General features: G+C 42.7%; 10 protein-coding genes. 4 read left to right on the forward strand and 6 right to left on the reverse strand.

Annotation, left to right across the window (positions count from 1 at the left end; translation table 11 throughout):
- Nucleotides 1–148 precede the first annotated feature (148 nt).
- Nucleotides 149–829, reverse strand: a complete 681-nt coding sequence (locus tag VB740_RS14725; protein WP_323200731.1) for a RibD family protein — start codon at nucleotides 827–829, stop codon at nucleotides 149–151.
- A gap of 343 nt (nucleotides 830–1,172) precedes the next feature.
- Here VB740_RS14725 and VB740_RS14730 point away from each other — a divergent pair, with 343 nt between their 5' ends.
- Complete coding sequence (locus tag VB740_RS14730) at nucleotides 1,173–1,664, forward strand: DUF1499 domain-containing protein (RefSeq protein ID WP_323200732.1); 492 nt, start codon at nucleotides 1,173–1,175, stop codon at nucleotides 1,662–1,664.
- A 362-nt stretch (nucleotides 1,665–2,026) separates the two neighbouring features.
- Here VB740_RS14730 and VB740_RS14735 read toward each other — a convergent pair whose 3' ends face one another.
- The gene (locus tag VB740_RS14735) at nucleotides 2,027–2,908 is read right to left on the reverse strand and encodes a CoA-binding protein (protein WP_323200733.1); all 882 of its coding nucleotides are present in this window, start codon (nucleotides 2,906–2,908) and stop codon (nucleotides 2,027–2,029) included.
- A 93-nt stretch (nucleotides 2,909–3,001) separates the two neighbouring features.
- On the reverse strand, nucleotides 3,002–4,228 hold the full coding sequence (locus VB740_RS14740) for a succinate--CoA ligase subunit beta (RefSeq protein ID WP_323200734.1): 1,227 nt from the start codon (nucleotides 4,226–4,228) through the stop codon (nucleotides 3,002–3,004).
- A 650-nt stretch (nucleotides 4,229–4,878) separates the two neighbouring features.
- Between VB740_RS14740 and VB740_RS14745 the strand changes: the two genes are divergently transcribed.
- Nucleotides 4,879–6,663: a hypothetical protein gene (locus VB740_RS14745; RefSeq protein WP_323200735.1), complete on the forward strand. Its 1,785-nt coding sequence runs from the start codon at nucleotides 4,879–4,881 to the stop codon at nucleotides 6,661–6,663.
- Nucleotides 6,664–6,817: 154 nt separating this feature from the next.
- Entirely contained in the window at nucleotides 6,818–7,348 is a 531-nt protein-coding gene (locus VB740_RS14750) for a type IV pilin-like G/H family protein (protein ID WP_323200736.1), read from the forward strand.
- Between the two features lie 66 nt (nucleotides 7,349–7,414).
- Here the strand turns inward: VB740_RS14750 and VB740_RS14755 are convergent, their stop codons facing one another.
- Nucleotides 7,415–8,191 (reverse strand): ABC transporter permease, encoded by a 777-nt coding sequence (locus VB740_RS14755; RefSeq protein ID WP_323200737.1) that lies wholly within the window; start codon nucleotides 8,189–8,191, stop codon nucleotides 7,415–7,417.
- 328 nt (nucleotides 8,192–8,519) lie between these two features.
- Here VB740_RS14755 and VB740_RS14760 point away from each other — a divergent pair, with 328 nt between their 5' ends.
- Nucleotides 8,520–9,692: a DegT/DnrJ/EryC1/StrS family aminotransferase gene (locus VB740_RS14760; protein ID WP_323200738.1), complete on the forward strand. Its 1,173-nt coding sequence runs from the start codon at nucleotides 8,520–8,522 to the stop codon at nucleotides 9,690–9,692.
- A gap of 86 nt (nucleotides 9,693–9,778) precedes the next feature.
- On the opposite strand, the gene VB740_RS14765 is transcribed toward VB740_RS14760, so the two are convergent.
- Entirely contained in the window at nucleotides 9,779–10,528 is a 750-nt protein-coding gene (locus VB740_RS14765) for a DUF561 domain-containing protein (RefSeq protein ID WP_323200739.1), read from the reverse strand.
- The coding region (locus VB740_RS14770; RefSeq protein ID WP_323200740.1) for a hypothetical protein at nucleotides 10,525–10,726 on the reverse strand (202 nt) is incomplete at its 5' end. The genes VB740_RS14770 and VB740_RS14765, both read right to left, overlap by 4 nt.

A 10,726-nucleotide genomic window follows, 5' to 3' on the forward strand; every position in this document is an offset into this window, starting at 1 on the left:
GCTGCTGGTGATGTTGCTCCTGTGGCAATCAGCGCTCCTGCTATCAACGGTTAATTAGTCGAGTTTAGCTAAATTAAAAAGCGCTCTCCCAATGGGAGGGCGCTTTTTAGTTTTAACCATAACAGCACTTAATTATGGCAGCGCATTCTCAGTTGAGTATGCGGTAGTGTAAAAACAACTGACTGCCAACCTGACGAGTTTCGACGAGTTGGAGATGAGGAGCAGCTTGGGGAAGAAAACCCTCTCCCTCCACTGGGGTAGGGGCATCCTTTCCTCCATAAATGATGGGCCAAATTGTTAACCACCAATCGTCAATCCGCCCTGCCTTTAGTAAAGCAGCTGTTAAAGAACCGCCCCCTAAAACAATGACTTTGTGAATACCCCGCTCTGCCATTAAGCTGTAGGCTTGATCCCAGTCTAGGTCTGTCTCTCCCAAATCGATTAATTCAGCTAGCTTTTGCAAGCTTGTTACATCAGAATTACGCTTCAAACCAGTCCGTGTTGTAAATATCCATCGCTCAATGTCCTGGCTTAAAAAAGGTAAGTCCAGCGATAGATCAAGGGAACCTGAGACAACGCAGGTAATGGGCTGGGGAGACTGACCCCGAACTTCGCGTGCTGCCAATAGTTCAGGATTGCGAATTGTATAGGTTTCCCCCTCAGCCCGAATCGTCCCTGCTCCTACCAGGACTAAATCGGCAAGGGAGGCTTGATACTCTAGGTGTGCTTGATCATCTGGATCGGAATCACGAGGCGCTTTAGGATCTACGGCGCTAATTTTTCCATCGCCCGTCATCGCAAGAACCACAGTTGTTTGAATAGCTGACATGATTACATTCTGACGGTTCTTTATAATTTTACCTTTTTGAATTCTTTGCCATAAATAGTTGTTGCATTGTGCTTTAATTTGCTTTCTAAGCTATGGCTGAAGATAGTAAAAGAATTCTTATTGGATAATTGTCTCTACAACAAGTCTAACAAGAGTCTATTTTTTTATATGGCGCTCTTCTTGACTAGGACTGTTTGGCGCGAATGCATTGGGATAACTTGCCAAACCCAAAATGTGGCTGGATGGATGATACTGTATAGGACGAATCAGCAATTCGCAGCGCTCCCTCCAAAATGACCGAAAATAATCGAGTGCCATTCAAACCTTAAGGAGTAAATTTATAATGTCTCGTCTCCTAACAGCCTTCACGCAGAGACTCCTGCGGAGTATCGCTTTGATAATATTGCTAACTTTGATTAATAGTTTAATACTTCCTGCCCCCAGTTGGGCTGCCTCTTCTGGTTTGGGAGTTGATAATGGTCATCTTAGTTCTTGTCCGGCTTCAGACAACTGTGTTGTGAGTCAAGATGGTGATCCTAAACATGCCATTGACCCAATTGCCTATCATATAGATCGCGATGCAGCACGAAAAACCTTACTAAAAACTCTCACCGTTGTTCCCCGCACGGAAGTTATAGAACAGACAGATAATTATATTCACGCTCTTTCTAAAAGCCGCATCTTCAAATTTATTGATGATGTAGAGTTTTATTTCCCTCCCAATGAGTCGGTAATTCATGTGCGCTCGGCAGCTCGCGTGGGAGAGTCGGATCTTGGTGTTAATCGCAGGCGTTTAGAGCAAATTCGTCTGGCTCTACGCGATCTAAATATTTGATTTTGGTTTGAGCGGTAATATGAATAGCAAGACAAAAATGGTTCGTCCTCAGACAATTGTTCTGGTGACGTTGCTGATTCCATGTATGAAAATGATTTTGCATAATACCAAAATCCTTGTAGAGACGTAGCAGTGCTACGTCTCTACATCCAGATTCATACTTTAATTCAGCAACGCCGTCCTGGTGATATATTAAGTATTTTGCAAGTATGAAAGCTCAGGTGGCAAACTTTTCTCGAAATGTTTAATAGTAGATGCCCTGTTCGCCTACTTTCCTCTAAGAAAATTTGCCCCTGAGCGATCGCAATTCTCATGCATTAAAATTGGCAGACAAAGCTCGATTATTGCTTCGCCTTTTGTAATTAATTAATCTCCTTTCTCAACAATTCTGGAATCTGAGAAGGACGTTCAGCTACTGGAACTTGCGCTTCTTTTAAAGCAGCTAATTTACTTTGGGCTGTGCCAAAGTTAGGATCGCGTCCGATAACCGTTGCTAAAGTCCCAGTTTGACGCCAAGTTTTTCCTGGTGGTGCAAGTCTACCTGCAATGTATGCAATTACTGGTTTATCAATTGCCTCAGTAATGTACCGGGCTGCTGCTTCTTCACTACCACCGCCAGGTTGACCGACTAAAACAATCGCCTCTGTAGTTTCATCCTCGTCGAGAATTTGCAGCCATTGGAGAAAGGAGGAACCAACGATCGCATCACTACCAATACTGACACTAATGGACTGCCCCAAACCGGCTTTTGTTAATTCGTAAGCAACTTCGTAGGTGAGGGTGCTGCTACGACTAACGATCCCCACTGGGCCAGGGGTATAAAATTCGTTAGGTTGAGTACCTAAGAGAATTTTACCCGGTACAATGATTCCCGGACTATTTGGCCCGACTACCAAAGTTTCACAAGCTTCGGCCTTGCGGAGTAATTGCACCATATCCAACGGTGGCACGCCAGCGGTAATAATAATGATCTGGCGAATATGAGATGCGATCGCTTCTAATGCCGCATCTAGAACGTCGTAAGGATCTACACAGATAATTGTCGTGTCAATTACTCCAAATTGTTCTATTACCTCCTCTACTAAGTCAAATACTGGCAGTCCATGCAGTTCCTGTCCACCACATCCAGGATTGACACCGGCTACCAAATTCGTACCATAAGCTTTCATTTGAGCAATATGAGTGCCTGATATAAATTCACAAAAGCCTTGAATTAATACTTTGCTTTCTGGCGTTAGGTTCATAAAAAATTACCGTAAGTTTGGCAACCTAGTGGTCTAAGACATTAGGCATAAAAACGACATATTTACAGTAGTGTCGTATTGATTTAATTTTTACTACTTCTTATTAGCGGTTGGTTTAGCCAGACGAATTGCTGCCGCCACTGCCTCATCTAAATTTTCTACTACGAGGAGCGCATTCTTATGGGTTTTTAGTGTTGCTAAATACTTTCTTGCAGCATCAAATTCAGAACCAGCAAGACGGACAACTAAGGGTGAAAAATTCTGCTCTTGCCGACTTTTACTACCATTAGAATGTACAACTTGTGATTGAAGTTCGCTGTTGTCTTGCTGCACAACTCTGGCTATAACTTCAACGACTTCCTCAGTTTGAGGAATGCTACCCAGGAAGTTAATTAATATTACTTGAATACTTTTATCAGCCTCCAGGATTTTTAGACCTGTTTCTAAGCGATCGCGGAAAGTAGTTGGTGTAGTATCTGTGAGGAAAGCATGACGTAGATTCAAACAAAGACCTGGATTGCCACCAGCATTAGCGACTAAATCCAAAGTTGCCATTACTGAACCAGTACCATTACCTAAAATACCAATTTTTCCGTGCATTCTCACACCATCCCAGTCGCCTGATATACCATCGATTTCAGTACTGGTATGACGACTGATGATTTTTGCCGCCATCTGGGCGAGGTCTGGATGACGCTTGATTGCCCGTTCATTGACCCTGACTTTACCATTAAGAGCCATCACTTGACCAGTAGCACTGACTGCCAAGGGATTGATTTCGACTAAATCCAGGTCTTTTTGCACAAATAACTGGTACATCTTCTGGACAACGCTGCTTACCGACTGCATCAGCGTCCCCTGCAAACCCATTTTCAAAGCCAGTCGTCGGGCATAAAATGGCGAGAATTCCTGTTCCACGACAACATGGTGCATTCTTTCCCCAGCCGATTCCCAATCAATGTCTGCTTCTTTGCAACCTAAAAGTACTGGTCGGCAAACAGCAGTATCTAAAACCACCGCGAGATAAAATTCCTGGTTGGCGTCGTATTGGGATTCTGCCAGCACAACTTCTGGCAACTCGCCCCAGATTGGTAAATTAAAGATATTTTGAGCAGCTGCGATCGCATCAATTGTCGTTTCTGCAAACCTGACTCCACCTGCTTTTGCCCGTTCCGCTCCATGTACTTGAGATTTTAGTACAATTGGAAAGCGAATTTTTAAACGTTTCAAATCTGTGGGATGGTCAATTCGTTGGGAAGGCAATACAGGAATGCCTATCTTCCCAAACCATTCTTTAACTTGATACTCTAATAAATCCATTGATACACCTTGTATTCACACTTTTCAAGCCTTTGCTTAGTGCTGTATTAATATTTTGCAGCATTTTTATTGCAGAATTAAGCTTTTGGCAGCTATAAAAATTTATTTTTCACGGATCAATTTTATCTAATTCAGGAAATGAGGCACATTAATTTCGATACCCAACCTGTTTGTGCCAGAGCCACAACATGTAATTAATCTCTTCAGTAAGTTTCCTAGCATAGAAGATAACTGCCATTTCTGTCAAAACCCTCTGACCTAGCATCGTTTTTTTTAACCTTTGGATAAATTTGTCACAACTGCTGTGCAAAATTTTAGTTGCAGAGCAGTAGATCCTGTGAATTTAATTGCCACGAAATAATGCAGTGAAAATACTTAAACACTCTATTATTCCCATTTTTTATTTGTAATTTATATCTGAACACAAATTATTTAATTTTGCATCTTGCGCTGTGAAAATGTAGCAGTGCGAACAATAATTGCTTTTTTAAATTTTGGTGAAAACTCAGAATGTGTGTTAGAAAGTTGTTCGTTCAGATTTTCAGGCTATGGTTGGGTCAACTGTGCATTTGCATTCAAAAAACCTCAAAAGTTCATTTCATCCTTTTAAAGATAATCAAAACAATATAGAAATTCAGCGGGAAAGCTCTATGAAAGTAGCAGTCCAGCAGGAAGATTTACAGCTTTTAGCTAAAACTTTGCAGGAACAATTGCTTGTAGAAGTCTCAACGGCTGAAGTCTTCGAGGTTAAATGTGCCGTCAATAAAGACGAGCTAATGATTTTAACGCAACACGAATCAGATGTAATAGTTGATGCTGAGATAATCTTTGCAGTAATTGAGGAAGTACTTCAGTCTCTAGCACCCCACAGAGAGCAGCGAGTGCAATGTTTCCTCAGAGTTTTTGGAGAACAACTCCCTTATGCCAAATGTTTCTTGGCTCTGAAGCAGATGAGGGGATGGGGAGATGGGGGAGTAAGGGAGGCAGGGGGAGCAGGGGGCAGGGGGGCAGAGGAGCAATACTTTTCTACCATTTCTTCATCAGCTCTGACCTATTCTCCATCAATCGATAAGACTGAGGAGGAGGAACTGTTTGACCCGTTTGCAGATGTACCGGATTTGCCAACTTCAAAACCAGCATCTCAAATCAAACCCATCTTGCTGGGTGCAGCCTTGATGGGAATTGTAGTCTTAGGCGGCGGTGCTTACTTATTGACTCGCCCTTGTGTGATGTCTGAGTGTAAAGAAATACAAAATGCCGAGCAATTAAAAACAAAATCCCCGCAAGTGATGCGCCGCGCCAAGTCTGAAAAAGAATTAGTAGCTCTACAACAGCAACTTGCGACAGCCAGTGCAGCCCTGAATGTAATTCCTAATTGGTCGCCTCGTTACCAGGTGTCAGAAGAACTAAAAGCAAGTTTGTCTGGACGGTCAGAAAAAATCAACCAGGTGGTCAAGGCTTTGCAGACAGCATCCTTGGCGACACAAAAAGTTCAAACTCCCGCATATAGCTTAGAAGAGTTACAAGCTAGACAACACTTATGGCGACGGGCTATAGCGCCACTAGAAACCATAAGCCCCGATAGTGAACTCTATGGGTTAGCGCAAGGTAAATTACTTAATTATCGCGTTCGTTTGCACACTGTAAATCAACAGATATTTACTGAGGAAAAATGGCTGAAAAAGCTAACAGCAGCAAAAGCTGTGGCTAATGCAGCCGAGAAACGCGAAGCTACTGCTAAATCCTTGAATGACTGGCAAAAGGTACAGTCTATTTGGCTGGTGGCCATTAATGCCTTGAATAGCATTCCCCGGACTAGCCCTGGATACCAAGAAGCCGAAAAGCTGTTGCTAGATTATAAACCTAAATTAGTAGCGGCACGCGATCGCGCTACTAAAGAACGTTTAGCTGTTAAAAGCTACCAACAAGCCGTTAACGCTGCCAAGCAAGCCAAAGTATATGAGCAACAAAACCAATGGCAAGCGGCAGCGACATACTGGGATCAGGCTTTGCAAACTGCTAAACAGATTTCTCAAGATAGCTTGTACTACACTCAGGCTCAGTCTCTCATCGCACCTTATTCAGTAGCTCTCAAACAAGCACAAGAAAAACTACAAGTTGTTAGTAGTTTCCAACAAACCCGCACCGACCTAGATAAAACCTGTATTAATGAAATTCGGATTTGCACATTTAGTATAGACAATGCAGGAATTATTGTGAGGCTAACGCCTGAATATGACCAAGTAAGGCAAAATAATTTGGTTAATCCTTATTCTGAGAATGAGAACTCGGATTCAGATACTGCTGTTGATGTTACTAATCACTTACAAATCTTACGGGAAGCCCTAGCTGTAATTAGTGACAATGCCAACCTGTCCCTTGTTCTCTATGATTCCCAAAATCAAGTGATTTATACGCGGACTTTAGGCGGGTAGAAAAGTTAGGAGACAATAGTCAGGAGTTTGGAATCTATAGGGATTCTCATTTACGATCTCAGCTGAGTCTATGAATACTCTCTTTGATGTTATTTACTGCTACTAAAGCCAACGCTTATCCACTATCTAAAAACTTTTTCTTCTAGAGTTATATATGCCAAATGTGACTAAGCAAAGTGACCGTACCAAAATTAACTTTAAAAGAATCTTCTTACCCGTTGGAGCTGGAGCGTTAATACTTGGAGTTTTAACTGTTTTTATTCAAGTTCCACCAAGCTGTGGCTGTGGTGATAGTAGTCAGACTACAATTGGAAGTTTTATTAGAGCACAACAAGCATATTTTTCGGAAAAATCAGCTTTTGCTGAATCCTATAGGTTGTTAAAGCTTGGAGATGCACCAGCAGTAACCGCCCGCTATCGATATTCCGTAGATATGAGTAAAGATGAGTCATTTATATATGCAACTCCTATTAAAGAATTCCCAACTGATTTGTTTAAATTAGGTCTGACCAAAAAGGGTTTTAGCAGCCTTGTGGGTGCAATTGCTTACGATAAAAAGAATAAATCTACTGTTTTAATAATCTGCCGCTCTGAGAAAGCCACATTACATAAATCTCCCAAGCCAATTTTTAGGTCAGATAAGTTTACCTGCCCTATAGGTTTTGATGCAATACCCTTGGGTTAAGCTTTTTCTTTTCCCCTGCTCCCCCTACCTCCTACTGCTGCGCTATCCTGCCTTCTTCAAATCCCTTCACCTTATTAACTGGGCGGCGGAATTGAAAAATTGACGACATAACCCCTTCACGACTAAAACTGTTGTCAACAAATTAGCAAAAGCAACCATAAATATAATCAAAATTTCGTAAGATACAGCATCCAGCGGTGGGACACCAGCTAGTAACTGTCCGGTGGTAATTCCTGGTATTGCCACCATACCGATGAGGAGCATTTGATTGAGAGTTGGAATCAGCCCGGCTCTAATGGCGTCTTTGCGATACTGGCTAACTGCTTGCTGGGGTGTTGCACCTAAACTCAAGTGGGTTTCTATTTCGATATGGCTGGAATTAATAGTGCTGACAAGACGTTCGCCTGCGATCGCAGCTGCATTGGTAGCATTACCTAAAACTATCCCTGCTAGGGGAATTATATATTGTGGTTCATACCATCTGTCTGGTTGAATGATCAAAAAGTTGGTGTAGAACACTGTCAGAGCGGTACTAATTAAAATTGCACCCCACACCAAAGGCAACACATAAGGAATTTTTTGGCTGATGCGGTTTCGTGCGACAATCGCCGTAATTGTCAGCATTATTGTTAATATCGCCAAAACTGCCCAAGCATTGTCTAAAGCCAAGATGAAATCTAAAATGTATCCCAATACAAGTAGTTGTAAGATGGTTCTCCCAGTAGCAAGGGCCAAGTTTAACTCTAGTCCTAATTTTTCCCAAGCAGATAAACCAATGGCGATCGCCATCAATCCTACAGCAATAGCTAAATCCACGAAATCCAGCTGGATCAGATCCTGCATGGGTTCTCTATCTCCTGGTATTTTCTTCTCAAAGCAGCCCACACATCTGGAACTTTGATCCGATGTGTTGGATCTTGGTTGATATATATCACCTTTATCAATTCAAAATTCAAAAATGGTACAACCTTAACATGGCAAACACCTAGTATGCCTACTTTCTGTAAATTAAATGTGCGGTAGTTTCCCGTATCACAATTTAAGTAAAAACCCTAATAGATGCGTATCTTGGGCGATAGTCTTTTAGTAGCTCCTTTTTGATTAACAATTCAATTAGCAAAATTTGACTGTCGAAGTGCATCCTTTGTATCTCCCAATAAAATAAGAACTCATGATCCAAAGTGTAAATCCCATCCCTGCCTTTGATATTAAGCAGCAATACACCACCATCGAAGCAGAAGTAAGTGCAGCCGTCTTAGAGGTTCTGGCTTCTGGTCGCTATATCGGTGGCCCCTTAGTCCAAGGCTTTGAGCAACAGTTTGCTGCTTATAATACTGTTACTGAATGTGTGGCTTGTAATTCTGGTACTGATGCGCTCTACTTAGCGTTACGAGTCTTGGATATTGGCGCAGGCGATGAAGTGATTACAACGCCTTTCACCTTTATTGCTACATCTGAAGTGATTAGCGCCGTCGGTGCAAAACCTGTTTTTGTTGATATTGATGCTACTACGTTTAATTTGGATGTGGAGCAAGTAGCGGCGGCGATTACATCCAAAACCAAAGCGATTATCCCGGTTCACCTATTTGGACAACCTGTGGATATGACATCATTGATGGCGATCGCTCAGTCTCACAATTTGTCAATAATTGAAGATTGCGCCCAGTCTACAGGCGCAATGTGGGCTAATCAAAAAGTAGGAAGCATTGGACATATTGGTTGCTTTAGTTTCTACCCTACCAAAAATCTTGGTGGTTGCGGTGATGGCGGGGCAATAACGACTAATGACCCTGCGATCGCCACTAAACTGCGAATATTACGAGATCATGGTAGTAAAATTCGATATTTACACGAGGAAATCGGTGTAAATAGCCGCTTAGATGCTCTCCAAGCAGCTATTTTGCAGATTAAGCTGCGTTATTTAGATATTTGGAATGATCGCCGACGAGATATCGCCAACTATTACTATCAGTTCCTTAGTCAATTTCCAGGGATAGTTCCACCCCAAGAGTTACCTGAGGGTATAGGGGTATGGAATCAATACACTATTCGCATTTCAGGCGAAGGGCGAAATGGTTCTAGCGCCAAATATCGAGATTGGGTGCGTAGTCAATTGCAAGAGCAGGGCGTGAGTTCAATGATTTACTACCCCTACCCTTTACATCTACAGCCAGTTTATCAAAGTCTGGGCTATCAAATTGGCGACTTACCAATAGCAGAGCAGGCTTGCCATGAAGTCATATCTTTGCCTATGTACCCAGAACTGACACAACAACAGCAAGATCAGGTGATTTATGCGTTGAAGGATTGTTTGGGGGTGAGGGGAGTAGGGAATAGGGAGTAGGGAAGAATAGGGAATTTTAAGATTCATCACTCCCCACTCCCCACTCACCACTCCCCACTCCCTACTTCTCACTCAGTACTCAGCACTCAGCACTCAGCACTCAGCACTCTTGCAGTTGCTAAGGCTTCTACTAAGCCACGCACAGCAGCAATCATTGCTATTTCGCTATTGAGTTGATTGATGGCGGAACCAACACCAACACCAGCTGCACCAGATGCGATCGCTAATGGTGCAGTAACGTTAGAAATGCCTGAAGCACACAATACTGGTACTGACACCACACGAGAAATTTCAAAAGCTGCTGCCAAGGTGGGAGCAGCTTTTTCAATTAATCCTAAAGTTCCAGGGTGAACAGCGTTACTGCTAGTACCGCCTTCGGTTTGGATAATGTCTGCTCCAGCTTTTACGAGTTCTTCTGCTAACTCTACCTGTTGATCTAGTTCCAAAATGTGGGGAACGGTAACAGATAGGGTGATTTGCGGGAGGAGAGCGCGGGTTTGCTGAGTCAGCGCTAGCACTTCTGGAGCCTCAAAGCGGCGTCCTTGAGCATAGAAGGAATCGAAATTCCCGATTTCTATTAAATCAGCACCAGCTGCCACAGCTTGCACAAATTTTTCTGGCTCTACCGCTGATACGCAAATTGGTAAACTTGTCAAACTTTTAGCTAACTTCACCAAGGCTGCATCAGCGGCGATATCGACAAAAGTAGCACCGCCAAATTCAGCAGCTTTAACAGTAGCAGCGACGCTAGCAGCATCGAAGTTATTCAAGCCGCTAATCACTTTCAGGACGCGGCGGTTAGTAAATGCACGTTGGAGTGGAGAATGCATCGTCATAGTTTGGCTTTTAAAGCTACGAAAATTAGGTATATTCTACCGCCCCTCAGTTGATCAAGGACTAAATAACTATCGCAGTTGCCAAATTTTGATAGTTTTATCCTTTTTCTCGGATTAGCGTAGTTTACCGCCGCAGGCATCGCTATATTAGACATCTGGTGAAAATGAATGTAGAGACGTTGCATTGCAACGTCTCTA

Source organism: Nostoc sp. UHCC 0251 (genome assembly GCF_034932245.1).
Classification (GTDB): Bacteria; Cyanobacteriota; Cyanobacteriia; order Cyanobacteriales; family Nostocaceae; genus Nostoc.